This window comes from Actinoplanes oblitus (assembly GCF_030252345.1).
Classification (GTDB): domain Bacteria; phylum Actinomycetota; class Actinomycetes; order Mycobacteriales; family Micromonosporaceae; genus Actinoplanes; species Actinoplanes oblitus.
The window spans coordinates 9,635,343-9,650,994 of record NZ_CP126980.1 but is presented as its reverse complement, the minus strand read 5'-3'; the positions used below and the strand labels follow the sequence as shown (position 1 = coordinate 9,650,994).

Here is a 15,652-nt window from a genome sequence, read left to right as displayed (position 1 = left end):
GATCATGCGATCACGACCAGCGGCCGGTCCCGGTACGGCGCGTCGGGGTCCACGCCGGCCGCAGCGAGCCGGTCGATGATTGCCCGTTCGCGCCCCTCGGCCGTGGTGGTGCCGGCCGTCCAGGCACGCAGGAGGCCCTCGGCGACCAGGACGCAGCGGTGCTGACCGTAACTCAGGCCTTGTCGCGTCGCCTCGGTGGGTTCGGCGGCCATGCCCCAGCCCGGCTCCAGGCGACGGGCGAAGCAGGGCCACGCCGCGCGCATGGCGTGTCGGTATCGGGCATACACGCTGGCTAACGCGGCGTAGTGGATCTCGCCGTCGGCGGCTGCCATGTACAGAACCACCGCGTCGTTGCGTACCATTTTGGCGGGGTCATTGACGACCTTCATGTGGAACGGCACATTCGCCCCGTTCAGGACGTTCTCGATCGAGGCGAGGAAGCCGGGTGCCTCGTCGGCGGTGTCCAGCGCGAAGTAGAACCGGACCACCGGTTCCGCGGGTTCACGGCGCAGTCCGGCGCGGCCGATCGCCACATACCAGCCAGGATTCGTGTAACGACGCTCCGCCGGGAAGAGCACCGCAATCTCGTCGCCCACCTGCGGGACTCGATCGAGGCCGGAGATCTCGTCGCGGCGTACGGTCAGGGTGAGTCCGTCCCGTGTTGCCTTCCACTCCGATCCTGCTTCGCCCGAGATCCGCCATCCCGGGTCGGCATAGCGGCGCCCGGACCGCGCGGCGGCCACCCGGTCCACGAATGGGCCATTCTCGCGTTCGGCGATCCCGGCCGAAATCCGGGAGCCGCCCAGCAGCGTGAGCGCCGCGTCCTCATCGGCGACGTAGTAGTGCAGGTAGATAAAGCGCCACAGGTGGGCGACGACCGGATGGCCTGCTTCGACGTCGATCTCGCGCGTCGGGCGCAGTGTCCCCAGTGTCTGGTGCCGGAAAGCGTCCTGGTCGACGATCTCGACCTCTGAGGCGATTCTCCGGTATGTCTCACGGTAGTGATTCATTGGCGTCCGAGCCGTGCTGCGAAGAGGGCGAGTCGGGGCTCCGGGTCCTGGACGAGTCGGCGGCCGACGATCAGAGACAGGCGTCCTACGCGTCCGAGCGAGCCGACTTTCTCCAGCCGTCCGAGGTTGCTCATCATGAGGAAGACGCCGGCGAACTGGATGATCCGCAGCAGAGCTTCGTCGGACATCGTGGAGAAGCGTAGGTAAGAGCCGAGGAAGGTCCGCGCCGGTTCGAGCGCCTTCGCCGCTGCGGGTGAATCGGCGCCGGACTGCAGTCCCGGCAGCCCATGCAACAAGATTTGGCCGAGCACGGTACCGGCGTCATATGCCGCTTCACCGAATCCTGCTGCTTCCCAGTCGATGAGCGCGACGGAAGGTTCCTCGTCACGGAAAAGAACATTGTCGTCGTGCAGGTCAAAATGAATGTAATGGTGATGCGTCCACGTCTCGCGCATCAGCGCCATTTCTTCCTCGACTGCCTGGATGGCGGTTACGTATTCGGCGAAATCCGTCCCGTAACCGCGCGAGAATTCGGCCGGCGTCAACCGGCTTAGCGACGGAATGGGGAACTTCACCCGACGATCCGGATAACGCTGATCCATCCCGTCGACGGGCAGCGCATGCAGAGCGGCGAGGACCTGGCCCAACGCCGTGTACGGCGGGGCACCCGGTGCGCCCCGGTTGGTGGCCTGCTCGGCCCACGTACTCACGTGGTCGATGTAGTCGAAGATCTGCACCTCGCCGGTGGGCGAGGTACCGACCAGCCGGGGCAACGCCTCGGCCAGAACGTCCGGCGGCGCCAGGCCTCGTAACAAGCGCAGGGCGAAAGATTCGTTGCCGCTGGACAGTCCGGCGGCGTCCAGCCATTTGAGCACGACCGGCGTACCGGCCGAGAATTCCACGTGCGCTACGGGCCGGCGCGCCGTGTACCAGTAGATCCTTGTCGGCTCGCCACGTTCGATACCCGACTCGCTGAGCAGGCGGCGGATCTCGGCCGTCTCCGGCCGGGCTCCGCCGCCTGCACGTTCTCCACGGGTAGCGGCAGTCGCGTGGACACCCATCATCCGCAAGCGGTAGAAGGAAACCACACCCGGGTCGAGCCGGGCGGCCCAGTCATCTGAGACGCCCATGATGTCGGCCTATCAGCAGTGGACGACGATGGAACCGATAGCGGCCATCACCGAGCCCTGAGCCTCCTCGTCCGGCGCGATGCCGGACTTCTCCTCGAGGAACTTCTGGAGCTGCTCCGAGTCCAGCCCGGTCAGGCTCGCCAGGGTCTGGTCGATGCTCTCGTTCTCCGGCATGAAAGCCTCCCCATTCTTATCGATTCACCGGCCCGCGCCGGTGAACAAATGGAATGTTAGAAGTAATCGATACATCGGTTAAGGGCTGTGGTGCGCATTCCGGAAATTGTTCACCAACGGCTGGCCCTGCGGTACGGATACGGATCGACCGTTCCTCTGCACGACGGTTTTCTTGACAGGTCGCAATGGGCGCGATGCGGTCCAGGACCGCTGCGGCTCGACTCATCGGGCCATGCGGTGCGACGCGCGCTTCCCCGGGCTGCGGGTCTATACGGCCGGTTCCTCCGTCGTCACGCTGGCACCGAAAGCGGCGTATGCACGCGCGTCGCCCAGGGGCGGGATCGGCGTACTGGTCTGCCGCCGTCCGGGCACCGTGGCCGGCCTCGTCGACGCTTCACGTTCTTCGGCGAAGCGATGGCGGCCTCGGCAGAGCCGCGCCTCGGTGCTGCCGACGGTGGTGATCCGTCGGTGATCGAATATCGCCTTGACGGCGGCATCGACGCCATCCGCTCAGCGGAGTGGGCCTCACGGACTGGCCTGACCGGCCGCGTTCCGTCTGTGTTCTACCGACGGTAACGGCGGTGTCGGGTGATCCGTGGGTGATCGGATGTCGGCGACCGTTTCAGTACGGGCGCGACTGAATCAGCACGTTTGAGCGGTGCCGATCGATCAGTGGCTGGCCGGAATCATGCACTCGGCCCTGACCTGCTGGTACGTAGTGCGCCGGTACGTCCACCATTGACCTGTCCAGTCCGCTAGGTCGCGCATCCACCCGGCGGTGTTCTGGCCCGCCTTGAGCGTCCACTTCTCGGCGTTTTTCGCCGCGAAGTCGTCGAGGACCGAGGGGTCCACCATGTCCCAAGCCGAGCGCTGGGCCAGCCAGTTCTCCGCTTGTTCCGAGGTGTGGCCACTACCGATCAGCCACGGGACGAGCATGGCCAACTCGACCCACGGCGCGGCTTTGGTCGCCATCGCCCAGTCGACGATCCGCAGGCCGCCCGGGGTGACGATGAGGTTGGCCGGGCCGAGATCGGTGTGCACGAGCGTGTCGCCGCCCATCGCCGGGTGCTCGAACCCGAGCCGCCCTTTCGGGCTGAACAGCCCCACGTCCGGCGCGGGCGTCCTACCCAGCGTCGCCAGGGCTTCGCCGAGAAGGTCCAGGTCGGGGCTTCCCGGGGACAGGTCGGCGTGCGGGCCGTCGCAGTGCTCGAACCCTACGACCAGCCAGCCGGCCGTCTCGAAGTGCCATTGCACCGCGGGTGAGTGCGGCCCGTTGACGGCCTCACTCACCCGCAGCTCGAAGCGCAGTGACCTGATCCCGAAGTCGCTGTGGGCCGCTTTGACGAACACCGTGCCGTTGGTCCCGGTGACGGTTGCGGCTATCTCCGCGTGGTCACCGGTCCGGGCCGGGATGGCGTGAGTTCCGCCGATGCGGTCGGCGACTTCTTTCGTGACGGCCTCGGGCAGCGCGGTCCAGTCAGTGCGCATCGGTCAGGTGGCCTTTCAGATGCCCGGGTTCGGCGGACAGCAGGACTTCGCCTCGCCGGCCCAGAACTCGGGGTCGATGTAGTAGCCGGTCGCCTTCAGCGCTTGGCGGGTGTACTCGATCGAGGAGCCGTCGGCCATGCCCTCGGTCAGGATCGGCACGTGGTGCATGAACTGTCCCACGACCTCCTCGCAGGCGGCCTGGTACGGCTCGGAGTCACCACCGCGTACCGGGTCACCCACCCGGGCTCGGCCGGCATGTGGGCGGCCAGCTCGGCGGCCATGTCGGCATCGGTTCGCTACACCATCACCGCCAAGACCAGCACCAAGAACCCAAAGCCAACAAGAAGATCAAGATTTAGGTACGGCCGGGCCCGCGCGCGGCGGGGTCGTGGTCACCTTGCAGCGCAAAGCCGGTTCGCGCTGGAACGGGCACACGGGCGACGGCCAAGGGTACGTACAGCTTCAATCGGGCCTTCAAGCACGGCACCTAGACCCTGCGGATGGTGATCGCGGGTGGCACCTACAACACCACCGGCACCAGCGCCACGGTGACCCTGAAGGTGACGTGACGCCAGCTTCGCCGGCACTCAGGCCGCCGTCCAGCATGCACGACAGCCGGAGCGGGCAAGCCGGCGCGGCGCAAACTGCTCTGGTCAGGCGCGTCCGGCCGGGTCGTAGCGGCAGGGAGAAACCACGCCCATGCGTCGGCGCCCGAGGGCGCGCGGCGGGTAGGGGATCTTCACAGTCAGTCGCGGTGGATGATTACCCGCTGGTAATCGGCGAGCCGTCGGCCGCGGTGTCCTGGCCAACCGGCAGGGCGATCAGGGTGTAGCGCTTCTTCAGCCACGGGATCAGTGTCTCGTACGCCGTGATGGTGCCCGGCTGCCGATAGTCGTGAGACAACACGATCGCGCCCTTGCTGACGTGTTTCCGCACCGTGCCGATCACCTTGGCCTGGTGCGCGGCCGCGGACTCGCCGGCCGGGTGGTCCCAGTCGCGCGGATCCACCTGCCAGTAGATGGACGTCATGCCGAGCAGGGCGGCCTGTTTGACGAACGCCGGAGTGAAGTTGCCGCCGGGCGCGCGCATGTACTTGATCTCGGCGCCCGGGGCCGCGGCGTGGATGGCGTCGTTGGTCCGTTGTAGGTCGGCGCGGATCACCGATGGTTTCTGCCGGCCCAGGGTGAGGCTGTGCCGCCAGGTGTGGTTGCACAGCGTGTGGCCCTCGGCGACGATCCGCCGGACGATCTCGGGATGCGCGGCGACGTTCCGGCCGACGAGGCAGAAGGTCGCCTTGACGTGTGTCCGTTTCAGCAGGTCGAGCAGCGCCGGCGTATTCACCGGGTCGGGTCCGTCGTCGAAGGTGAGCGCCACGCCGGCCCGGCCGGTCTTCCTGAGGCTCCTGGCCGGCCCGTCACCTCGGCGGATCCTGACCGGAGTCGCCGGCTCGTCGGTGGTGGCAGGCGGGTTGGTATCCAGTTCATCGGCGGCCGCTTCACTGGTGTCGGGCTGGCTGGTATCCGGCTCCGACTGGTCCGGCTCTGATTGGTCCGGCTCCGATTGGTCCGACTCTGACTGGTCCGACTCCGACTGATCCGGCTCCGTGGTGGTCACCGGCTCGGACTCCGGATCCAGCGAGCTGGGCGTCTCCGCGGCGGCCTGTGGAGCCGACGACGTGACCGCCAGCGGGTCGACGAAGTCGGGGCCGGGCTGGGCCGCTGCCCCAGCGCCGCAACCGGCGAGCACGGCGAGGACCAAAGGGGTCAGAAAGATCAGAGGGGTACGCATTGCCGCTACTCCGTTGCACCGAGCAGATCCGGGGACAGGAACGAAGATCGTTGCTGTTCGGGGCCCGGTGCTCATCTGCACACGGAGATGGCACCTTTCAGGGAGAAGCCGGCGTTGTTGCGGCTGGCCGCCCAAGCGCTGACCACGGTGCGCACGCTTCCGGCCGCGTCAGTGAATCATCGACGCGGCCGGTATTGATGCGGTGACGTTCAGTTCTTGTCAGTCTTGATGTCCGTGGTCTGTGCGGCGTACCCCTTCTCGGCCTTGGCGACTGCCTCGGCGGTGAGGTTGATACCGCCCGCAACCTTGATCATCTGTTCCTTGGTCAGGCCGGTGCTGGCGTCGAACTGAACGGTGAGGTAGACGTGGGGCGACTGCACAACGAAGATCTGGGTCGCTTCCACAGTGGTTCCCTCATCCGGGGTGCCCTCGTCGGTGTGGATGTAGCGCAGCGCAGCCGGCTTGCCGTCAATCTTGAACTTTTCGTCACCGCCGGGCTCGACCGTGAAGTCCTTGTTCTGCAGATAGACCGCGATCTTGCCGGTGTAGACCTTGGGATCGGACAGGTACGGCTTGGCCGGATCGGGAGTCTTGGCCTGCTCCGGCGCGATGACCAGCTCGTACTCGTTCTGGCCCTGGATGAAGAACCCCTGCGGCACCGTGTCGATGGTGAACAGGCGAGGCTGTTCTCCGGTGTAACTGACGAGCTTGACACCGGCGGTCACGCCGTTCGCGCTCTGCGCCGCCGTGGGCGCGTCCTGGGTGTGGCCGCCGACCAGTCCGTGCCCCAGCGACAGCGCCGCCGCGACGGCCGCGACGCTGAACGCCGACCCGGCGGCCACCCGGAAGGCCCGGTTGCGCCGGACGGCGTGGCGCCCGCGAGCCAGATCCTCCTCGATGACGGCGGCCGGGGTCTCATCGGCGGGGCCGGCCAGGTGCTGCAGGCGGTTGTGAAGATCCATCATCGGATGAGTTCCTGTTCTTGGGATCGGGCGGTGGGGGCAGGCGGGTTACGCGGTGCTGCGGGCTGGTCCAGCGCCACCCGTAGCTTGTCGAGAGCTCGGGAGGTCTGGCTCTTGACCGTTCCGGTCGAGCAGCCCAGTGCCGCCGCTGTTTCAGTGACGTCCAGCTCGTGAAAAAAGCGCAGGATGACCGCGGCGCGCATCCGCCGCGGCAGCTGACCCAGTGCGCGGGACAGCTCCGGATCCAGGTCGACCGGTGCCGACTGCGTGTCGGCGCGGTCAGGTAGCCGGTCGGACGGACGCTCGAATCGCCACCACGATCGACGGCGTTCCCTGAGGAAAGCGTTGACCAGCACCCGGCGCAGGTAGCCGTCCGGGTTGTCCGCCCGCCGGAATGCCGCCCAGGAGACGTAGAGCTTGGTCAGTGCCGTCTGCACGAGATCCTCCGCCAGGTGCGGATCGCCGGCCGTCAGCAGCCGCGCGGTCTGCAGCAGCCACTTACGCCGATCGGCCACGAATTCGTGGAACTGCTCGTCACGCTCGGACCTGCCCGAGCTGCTGTCCTCTTTCACACCCACCCTGACCCCTTCGCCCGGCCCGAGGTTGCATGAGGCCGAAAAGATCAGCGGGAGCGCTCCGGCCGCCGGTAGCCCGTGATGTCGAACCTGCCGTGCCCGCCTTGGACGCCCTCCAGCGCGTCGACCCCTGAGAGTGGTTTCGCCACGATCCGCGCAGCACGTGCGCCCACGCCATCGCTTGTTCTCCGGTCCGGGGTGCTTCGAAGCCTGAACACTTCTCAGCCTGATCGGCAATGTCAGGTTGGAAGCGCGGATCTCGCCGAGGAGGGCCATGGCGTCGGATGCGGAGTTGATAGGCCGGTCGCTGAATGGCGATGTCGACGCCTTCGTGGAGGTGGTCGGTCGTCATGAAGCCGCCGTCGGTTCCTACCTCGTTCGTCGGGTGGGGCGCGACGCGGCGGAGGACTTGCTGGGCGAAGTTTGGGTCGCCGCGTTCGAGTCGCGGCGATCGTACGACCGGTCGTACGACGACGCGCGGCCGTGGCTGTACGGGGTGGCGTTGAACCGCCTGCGCCGCTTCTGGCGGTCCCGGCCGCCCGAGGACCTGGTCGAGGACGTGACGGAGCTGGCTAGCGGGTGGGATCCGTGGTCGGCGGTGGACCTCGGCATGGACGCGCAGGCAGTACTCGAGTCGGCCTTGATGCGGCTCAAACCCGAGGAGCGGGAAGTTCTGAGGCTCGTCGCCTGGGAGGACCTGACCGCAGCCGACGCCGCGCGGGCGCTCGGCATGCCGGCCGGCACCGCACGGCGGCTGCTGAGCCAGGCCAGGGCGGCTCTCCGTGAGGCGCCAGGGGTGTCCGCGCTTCTGAAGGAACGCAACAGCGCGAAGGAGAAACACCGATGACCGACGAGCTCGATCTGGTCGGTGAGTTGGGCAGCGCAGAGCCACTGCGCCCGGAGGCTTATCAGCGGGCGCGGGCGGTGCTGCGCGCGGCGATGGCCGATCCCGGAACCGTGCGGTTGCTGGGCGCGACATCAGCGGAGGACACGACTATGGAGACGAATTCGACAATGGAAACGACGACAACCACACGGCGTCACGAGTCCAGCCCGGCGATCCGGCGCGGCCGCCGCCGGCTGGGCCTGGCGGGTCGCCTCGGCATCGGCGCCGGTGTGGCGGCCGCCGCCGCAGCAGCGGTCGTCGCTGTGGCGCTCAACTCGTCGGCGACCGGGGGCGTGGTGGCCGCCGGCGATCCGTCGGCTGCCGCCTCGGGGCCAGTCGCCGCCGACGGCTCCGCCGAACGCGCGCCGCTGATGACTCTGGCCGGGTCCATCAAGACCCTCACCCCTTCCGGGGGCGATGCATGGCTGGTGAAAGCGACTCAGGTCAACGGCAAGAAGACCATGCAGGTCGTCTACACGCTGTACACCGACGATCACGCGATCTACACCGGCAACAGCGTGCAGGACATCAAGCTGGCGATCACCCGTCAACAGGACCAGATGAAGGACGGCGGATACGCCCCCCTCCTCAAGGCGGCCGTCGCCGCGGCGGACAGCAGCCCGGCCGACGGCCGGACCCAGATGCTCAAGGCAGCGAACGATCGGCTGGTCGGCCTCGACCCAGCAGCACAGAAGGCGGAGTGGGACAAACAGCAGGCGGCCGCCCAGGTGATCATCAAGCAGAAGGGTGGCAAGGCAGCGCCGAAGCCGTACAGCCCTCAGGCCGTCCAGCAGCATCTCGACAACGCCCTGTGGACGTACAGCACCGAAGCTCTGTCCGCCGGCGACGGCAACACGCAGGTCCGCGCCGGTGTGCTACGTCTGTTGTCCACGATCTCCGCGGTCGACGTCAAGAAGTCGACCACCGACGACAAGGCCACGCTGACGATCACCGCCGGCCCGGAGGTGTTCGGCGGCGAGGGCGGCCAGGTGCTGACCGTCGACGCCACGACCGGCATGCTGGTCAAGAGCGTCTCTACCGTGCCGGGCCTTCCCCAGGCCTCCACGACGTACGAATCCTCCCGGGTGACGCAGGCCGACCTGTAGGCGGCGGCGATCTGACAGAGTCCCTTCGGGCGCACTTCAAGTAAGGCCGTGACCTGCGGAAACAATGGTCACGGCCGGTTCGTCCCCATCCCCCGCTGCGGCGCGCTCAGCGAATCGGCAGGTGATGGGAAGGTTGTGGTGAGGCTGCCGGCGGCGCCGGTACGGCATGGTTGATCGGTGACAACTGCGAAGCGTCCCGGTCCCCGGCAGGCCGACGAGTCGCGGCCGCCCGCGCCCGGGCTCACCGCGCTGCGCCCGGCTCGCGTGCTGGTGGTCGATGACGAGGGACCCATCGCGGAGGTGTTGACCGCGATGTTGTCGTTCGCGGGGTTCAGTGTGCGGGCGGCGGCGAGCTGCGCGCAGGCCCGGACCGTGGCGCGAGAGTTCGCTCCGGAGCTGGCTGTGCTGGATGTCATGCTGCCCGACGGCTCGGGTCTGGACTTGTGTCTGGAGCTGCGGGCGCGCGACCAGGACCTGGCGGTGCTGCTGCTCAGCGCGCGCGACGGGGTCGAGGACAAGGTGGCCGGTCTGGCGCTCGGCGCTGACGATTACGTGACCAAACCGTTCAGCACCGCCGAGGTGGTCGCCCGGCTGAACGTGCTGCTGCGGCGCGGCCTCGCGGCGACTGAGGCGGTCTTGCGTCTGCGAGTCGGCGATCTCGAGCTGGACGAGCAGACTCACCATGTGGCTCGCGCCGGTCGGGCGATCACCCTGTCGCCCACGGAGTTCCGGCTGCTGCGCTTTCTCATGCGTAACGCCGAGCTGGTCCTGTCGCGCCGGCAGCTCCTGCGCGAGGTGTGGGGGTATGAGTGGGGCGGCGAGACCGCGGTGGTGGAGAAGTTCATCAGCCAGCTGCGCGGCAAGATCGACGCGGATGGCGCGGTGCCGCTGTTGCACACGGTGCGCGGTTTCGGGTACGCGATGCGCGAGCCCGTCGCGTGATGTCGCTCGCGCGGTTGCGGGGCGCCGGTGTGTGGCAGGGGCTGCGAGGGCGGCTGCTGGCCGGGACGCTGGCATTGCTGGCCGCCGGGCTGCTCATCGCGGACGTGGCGGCGTACACCGCGCTGCGGACGTTCATGGGTGACCGGGTCGACGTGACGCTCGCCTCGCTGGCGGATCGCATCAACGAGCAGGCCGGCCGAGGTCCGGACACGCCGATCAGCTGGGACACGGTGCGCCTCTTGGCCCCCAGCACCCAGTACGTCGCCGTGGTCGGTGACGACGGCCGCACCCTAGTGGCACACGCGGCGGTTTCCGGCAGGGAAGACCTGACACCGCCGGTCCTGCCCGCGCCGGTCAGAGCCACCGCCGAGCCGTTCACCGCCCCCAGCGCGGGCAAGGGGCCCGGCTATCGACTGACCGTGATCGCCCTGCCCGGCGCCGCCGAGGGCGTCACGCTGACCATCGACGGGATGCGGGTGCGGCCGGCGGCTCTGGTCGTCGGCGTCTCCCTGGCCGACGTCGACGCCACGCTGCACCGCCTGCTGATCGTGGAGATCACCGCGTCGGCTGCCATCCTCACCGCGGGTGTGCTGACCGCGATTCTGGTACTGCGGATCGGGCTGCGGCCACTGCGCACCGTCGCGGACACCGCCCGGGCCATCGCCGGTGGTCAGCGCGGCCGACGCATCACCGTGCGGCATCCGCAGAGCGAGATCGGCCGGGTGGCGGCCGAGCTCAACGCCGCTTTCAGCGAGCGTGAGGATGCCGAGGACCGGATTCGGCGCTTCGTCGCGGATGCCTCGCACGAACTCAGGACACCGCTGACGACGGTTCGCGGCTGGAGCGATCTCTATCTCAGCGGCGGCGTCGCCGACTGGGAGCAGGCCGACCTGGCGATGACGCGGATCGGCGAGGAAACCGGACGGATGCAACAGTTGGTCGAGGAGCTCATCCTGCTGGCCCGGCTGGACGCGCGACGGCCGTTGGAGCTCGCCCCGGTCGACGTCGGCCCGGTCCTGCGTGGACTGGTCGCCGATCTGGGCGTGGTCGAATCGGAGCGGGTGATCTCGCTGCGGGTCGAGCCGCCACGTGCCGTCGTGCTCGGCGACGAGGCAGCACTGGTCCAGGTGCTGCGCAACCTGCTCGGTAACGCCGTCCGGTACACGCCCGCAGACAGTCCGATCGACATCGTGGTCAGCGGCGCGGACACGGATCTGACGATCTCCATACGGGATCACGGGCCTGGCCTCGATCCGCAGTCGATCACTCGTGCGTTCGAGCGTTTCTGGCGCGCCGACGGTGGACGCAAGGCCAACGGCGGCAGCGGTCTGGGCCTGAGCATCGCCCGCGAGATCACCGAGCAACATCGCGGGACACTGGCCCTGCACGATCGGCGCGACGACGGGGGAGGTCTGGAAGCCCGGGTGACGCTACCGGTCCATCATGACGCGCTGTCGCGGACCGTGTAGCCGAACCCGCGGACGGTGTGCAGCAGGCCCGGTCCAATTTTACGGCGCAGCTGACTGATGACCTTCTCGACGGCCGCCGGGCCGCCGAACTGGTGTCCCCAGACGTCGCTGAGCAGCTGCTGTTTGCTGACGACCAGGCCCGGATGACGTAGCAGGAGAGCGAGCACCCGGAACTCGGTGGGCGTCAGGTCCACCGGCCGGCCGTGGCGGCTCACCCGGTGGCTGTTCTCGTTGACCATGAGATCGCCCACGTGCAGCACGCCGGGGTCGGGGAGGCCGGGTTGCCGGGCTCGCATGCGGCGCAGCAGTACCCGCAGCCGAGCGATCACTTCGGCGATGCTGAACGGCTTGGTGATGTAGCCGTCGGCCACGTCCAGCCCGGTCAGCCGGTCGGTGATGGCGTCGCGGGCGGTCACGAACAGCACGCCCAGATCACCGTACGTCTGTCGTAGTTGCCGGCACAGCTCGAAGCCGGACACGTCGGGCAGCATGACGTCCAGCAGCGCCACCTGGGGCCGGAACCCGGCGACGACCCGGTGAGCCTCAGCGCCCGAGCGGGCCGTGCGGACCTCGAAGCCGGCGAAAGCCAGCGTGGCCGTCAACACCTCCAGGATCGGCTGCTCGTCGTCGACGACCAGGACCCGCGCAGCCGCAGCCGCCGGCCATCCGGCTCGAGCCGGCCCGGCTGGATCGGTTGTCGTCACCCGCACATGATGGCGCACCAGTCCTCAGCCAACCGTCAGGGTCAGCGACGGTCATCGGAAACAACCGCTGGTTGGCTGATCCGCGTGCCACTGACAACGGTTTCCGAATCCTGGTATCAGCCGACGACGCCCCCGATCAGGGGTGAGGCAGATGCCCGTAGTGGTGTGAGCGGATCGCGATGACCGACATCCTTCATCGGCTGGGCCGGTTCTGCGCCCGCCATGCCCGGGCGGTGACCCTCGCCTGGATCGTGGTGGCCCTCGTCGTGATCGTGGCGGGCAACCGCTTCGGCGGCGGCAACGCCGACGCCATCGCCGTCGAGGGCAGCGACAGCGCGGTGGCGCAAACGCTGCTGGACCGCGAGTTCCCCGGCAAGTCGGTCGACCCGAGCTTCGTCGTGGTGGAGGCACCGACGGGCAAGCTGACCGACAAGGTGTACGCCGACGCGCTGCGCAGCACCGCCGAGAAGATCCGTGAGATCTCCGGTGTCAGCCTGGTCAGTGTCCCGCCGGTGACCGGTGACGCGTCGCTGAGCGCCGACGGCCGCATCGGCTACCTCACCGTGACCCCGGAGTCGGACTCCGCCGCTACCGTCGAGCTCGCGGGGCAGGTGCGCGACGCGACCTCCCCGGCCGGCGCCGCCGGTCTGGACGTCTCCATCGGCGGGCAACTCGGTCAGCAACTGTCCAAGAGCCCGGTGCACACCAGCGAGCTCATCGGCATCGTGGTGGCGATCATCGTCATGCTGCTGGCCTTCGGGTCGGCTGTCGCCATGGGCGTTCCGATCATCACCGCGGTCCTGTCCGTCGGCGGCGGCCTCGCGCTGCTGAAGCTGCTGGGCGACACGGTCGACATCCCCACGGTCGCCGCCACCCTGGCGACCATGATCGGCCTGGGCGTCGGCATCGACTACGGCCTGTTCCTGGTGGTCCGTTTCCGGCGCCTGCTCGCCGACGGCCTCTCGCCCGAGGAAGCGGCCGGTCGCACCGCGGCGACCTCCGGTGGGGCGATCGTCTTCGCCGCCGGCACCGTCATCATCGCCGTCTGCGGCCTGGCGCTGTCCGGGGTTTCGTTCGTCGGCTGGCTGGGATATTCGGCGGCCATCGTCGTGGCCGTCAGCCTGGGATCCGCCATCACGCTGACGCCGGCGCTGCTCGGCTGGCTCGGACCGCGGGTCAACCGGCTGTCCCTGCCGAGCCGCCGGCGCGGCACCGCCGCCGATCCCGAGGAACTGGACAACACCGTCTGGGCCCGCCTGGCCCTGCGAGTCGCCAGACGCCCGCTCGTCACCGCGCTTGCGGCCACCGCGGTGCTGCTCGCGCTCAGCGCACCCGTGCTCGGACTGCGGCTCGGCCAGATGGACGCCGGCCGGCTGCCGGCCTCTACCGAGTCGCGCCGCTCCTACGACGCCCTCGCCGAAGGGTTCGGCCCCGGTGCGAACGGCCCGCTGCGGGTGGTCGTGGAGATGTTCGACCCGGCCACCGCACCGGCCGGCGCGAAGACCGGGGACGGCAAGGACCCGCGAGCTCAGGACCCCCGCCTGGTCACGCTGGGCACCACTCTGTCCGGCACCCCCGGCGTCCGCCAGGTCAGTGACCCGGTCATCAGCGCCGACTCCGCCGTAGCGGTCTTCAGCGTGACCGAGCAGACGTCACCGTCGGACGAGCGCACGGTCGACCTCGTCGATCAGCTGCGTGACACCACGCTGCCACATGCCCTGGCGGGCAAAGGCGCCGAAGCACACGTGGGCGGGCTGACCGCCACCAAAGCCGACCTGGCCGAACGCATCTCCCAACGGCTGCCGCTGCTGATCGGCGCCGTGGTGGTGTTCGCCTGCGTGCTCGTGCTGCTCGCCTTCCGGTCGCTGTGGCTCGCCGCCAAAGCCGCCGCCATGAACCTGATCTCCATCGCCGCCGCCTACGGCGTTGTCGTCGCCGTCTTCCAATGGGGCTGGGGAGTCCGGCTGCTCGGCTTGGACGGGCCGGTGCCCATCGAGTCGTACGTGCCGATGATGATGTTCGCCATCCTGTTCGGGCTCTCCATGGACTACGAGGTCTTCCTGCTCACCTCGGTGCAGGAGCACTGGCACACCACCCGGGACAACCCCAGGGCGGTACGCCTCGGCCTGGCCGACACCGGAAAAATCATCAGCAGCGCGGCGCTCATCATGGTCGCCGTCTTCGCCAGCTTCCTGATCAATGCGAACCCGATCGTCAAGATGTTCGGGCTGGGCCTGTCCGTCGCGGTGGCCGTCGACGCCACCGTCGTCCGTTGCCTGCTCGTTCCCGCGGTGATGGTCTTGATCGGCGAACGGCAGTGGCGGTTGCCCACGCTGCTCGACAGGCTGCTGCCCAAGATCTCCATCGAGGCCGACCCGGCGGCGTTCGACCGGCAGGCGTCGCGGGACCCGAGGCGAACGACTCGCCCGCTGACACCGGCCGCGAGGCCGCCTTCGCGGCAGGAGTGACCATCGCGCTCGGGTGGGTCGCCTCGGCGACCCTTCACCAAACCCTCAGCCGGTCGGCAGCCGACCCTCACCCCCGCTTGGTGGCATGTCCTCGTGCGAAAGTCATGGATCATCCTCGGTGTCGCCGTCGTGCTGGTAGGCGCCGGGTTCGCCGCTGACCGGACAGCCGCCGATCGAGCGGCCGACCGCCTCGCTGACCGCCTGCGATGCGTCGCGGGCACGGACGTGGATCCGAAAGTCAGTTTCGGCGGCGTACCCTTCCTGACCCAATGGATGCGCGGGACGTACAGCTCCGTCCGGGTCCGGGCACCCCGACTGGCAGTTGGCAACTTCACCGCCGCGCTCGACGCGACCGCACACGAGGTGAGAGTGCCTCACGGCGGCCCGATCCAGGCGAAGTCGTTGACCGCCGACATCACTGTTCCGTACGCCGGTCTCGGCGCGGCCGAGGCGGCCAACGGATCACCAGGTGACGCACCACGGGATTCCGCCGACTCGACATTTGGCTGGGATGGCGACGGGAAGCTCACCATAGGCACCAATGTGCGGTTGCTCGGTCGGCCTCGATCCGTGACGGTCTACGCGACACTCACCGTTGCCGGAACCGCCCTGACCATCCAACCCACCGAGGTAGGCATTCCCCTGCTGGGCCTCAGAGTCTCCGCGGACCGTCTGGGGGACAGGGCCAGAGTCCGTACAGTCGACTTGCCTCACCTGCCCGCCGGCCTCAGTTACCAGGGGGCTCGAGCAATCGCGGACGGTCTTCGGCTCACGATCACCGGAAGTAACCTCCGAACACTTCCACGCGGCGTCGATGCGCCTGCCGGAAGATGTGGTTAGCCACGCGCCGCAGCGGGATCGAGGTGAGCGCGGCCTGGTGTCGAGTCACCGCTGAGGCGCCGCTTCTGATCGTGGCTTCTCGGCCGGAGCGGTGGGTACTCCGCCGCGGC

At 68.6% G+C, this 15,652-nt stretch carries 15 protein-coding genes; 6 read left to right on the top strand and 9 right to left on the bottom strand.

The window, feature by feature from the left end; translation table 11 throughout:
- Window positions 1-2: 2 nt before the first annotated feature.
- From Actob_RS43095 to Actob_RS43060, 8 genes are all read right to left on the bottom strand, one after another.
- Window positions 3-1,010: a T3SS effector HopA1 family protein gene (locus Actob_RS43095; RefSeq protein ID WP_284917707.1), complete on the bottom strand. Its 1,008-nt coding sequence runs from the start codon at window positions 1,008-1,010 to the stop codon at window positions 3-5.
- Window positions 1,007-2,140 (bottom strand): phosphotransferase family protein, encoded by a 1,134-nt coding sequence (locus tag Actob_RS43090; protein WP_284917706.1) that lies wholly within the window; start codon window positions 2,138-2,140, stop codon window positions 1,007-1,009. Before Actob_RS43090 ends, Actob_RS43095 begins: the two co-directional genes overlap by 4 nt.
- 12 nt (window positions 2,141-2,152) lie before the next feature.
- Complete coding sequence (gene tvaA, locus Actob_RS43085; RefSeq protein ID WP_284917705.1) at window positions 2,153-2,314, bottom strand: thioviridamide family RiPP peptide; 162 nt, start codon at window positions 2,312-2,314, stop codon at window positions 2,153-2,155.
- A 669-nt stretch (window positions 2,315-2,983) separates the two neighbouring features.
- Window positions 2,984-3,802, bottom strand: a complete 819-nt coding sequence (locus Actob_RS43080; protein WP_284917704.1) for a phosphotransferase — start codon at window positions 3,800-3,802, stop codon at window positions 2,984-2,986.
- Between the two features lie 15 nt (window positions 3,803-3,817).
- Window positions 3,818-4,042: a glycine-rich domain-containing protein gene (locus tag Actob_RS43075; protein WP_284917703.1), complete on the bottom strand. Its 225-nt coding sequence runs from the start codon at window positions 4,040-4,042 to the stop codon at window positions 3,818-3,820.
- Window positions 4,043-4,564: 522 nt separating this feature from the next.
- Window positions 4,565-5,725: a polysaccharide deacetylase family protein gene (locus tag Actob_RS43070; protein WP_284917702.1), complete on the bottom strand. Its 1,161-nt coding sequence runs from the start codon at window positions 5,723-5,725 to the stop codon at window positions 4,565-4,567.
- 74 nt (window positions 5,726-5,799) lie between these two features.
- Complete coding sequence (locus Actob_RS43065) at window positions 5,800-6,555, bottom strand: hypothetical protein (RefSeq protein WP_284917701.1); 756 nt, start codon at window positions 6,553-6,555, stop codon at window positions 5,800-5,802.
- Window positions 6,552-7,124: a SigE family RNA polymerase sigma factor gene (locus Actob_RS43060; protein ID WP_284917700.1), complete on the bottom strand. Its 573-nt coding sequence runs from the start codon at window positions 7,122-7,124 to the stop codon at window positions 6,552-6,554. The genes Actob_RS43065 and Actob_RS43060 overlap by 4 nt, the downstream gene beginning before the upstream one ends.
- 277 nt (window positions 7,125-7,401) lie before the next feature.
- Here Actob_RS43060 and Actob_RS43055 point away from each other — a divergent pair, with 277 nt between their 5' ends.
- From Actob_RS43055 to Actob_RS43040, 4 genes are all read left to right on the top strand, one after another.
- Window positions 7,402-7,974, top strand: coding sequence for an RNA polymerase sigma factor (locus tag Actob_RS43055; RefSeq protein WP_284917699.1), 573 nt, complete (start codon window positions 7,402-7,404; stop codon window positions 7,972-7,974).
- A complete protein-coding gene (locus Actob_RS43050) occupies window positions 7,971-9,119 on the top strand; it encodes a hypothetical protein (RefSeq protein ID WP_284917698.1) in 1,149 nt (382 codons plus the stop codon). Before Actob_RS43055 ends, Actob_RS43050 begins: the two co-directional genes overlap by 4 nt.
- A 177-nt stretch (window positions 9,120-9,296) precedes the next feature.
- The gene (locus Actob_RS43045; RefSeq protein ID WP_407653514.1) at window positions 9,297-10,061 is read left to right on the top strand and encodes a response regulator transcription factor; all 765 of its coding nucleotides are present in this window, start codon (window positions 9,297-9,299) and stop codon (window positions 10,059-10,061) included.
- Window positions 10,061-11,530 carry a sensor histidine kinase gene (locus Actob_RS43040; protein WP_328518457.1) on the top strand — a complete coding sequence of 490 codons (1,470 nt, stop codon included), beginning with the start codon at window positions 10,061-10,063 and terminating at the stop codon, window positions 11,528-11,530. Before Actob_RS43045 ends, Actob_RS43040 begins: the two co-directional genes overlap by 1 nt.
- Here Actob_RS43040 and Actob_RS43035 read toward each other — a convergent pair.
- Entirely contained in the window at window positions 11,503-12,234 is a 732-nt protein-coding gene (locus Actob_RS43035) for a response regulator transcription factor (protein WP_284917697.1), read from the bottom strand. The two genes, Actob_RS43040 and Actob_RS43035, sit on opposite strands and share 28 nt — an antisense overlap.
- A 179-nt stretch (window positions 12,235-12,413) precedes the next feature.
- On the opposite strand from Actob_RS43035, the gene Actob_RS43030 reads away from it, so the two are divergent.
- Together Actob_RS43030 and Actob_RS44195 are read left to right on the top strand one after the other, a co-directional pair.
- Window positions 12,414-14,702, top strand: a complete 2,289-nt coding sequence (locus Actob_RS43030; RefSeq protein ID WP_284917696.1) for an MMPL family transporter — start codon at window positions 12,414-12,416, stop codon at window positions 14,700-14,702.
- A 93-nt stretch (window positions 14,703-14,795) separates the two neighbouring features.
- Complete coding sequence (locus Actob_RS44195; protein WP_407653513.1) at window positions 14,796-15,542, top strand: LmeA family phospholipid-binding protein; 747 nt, start codon at window positions 14,796-14,798, stop codon at window positions 15,540-15,542.
- The last annotated feature ends 110 nt before the right edge of the window (window positions 15,543-15,652 follow it).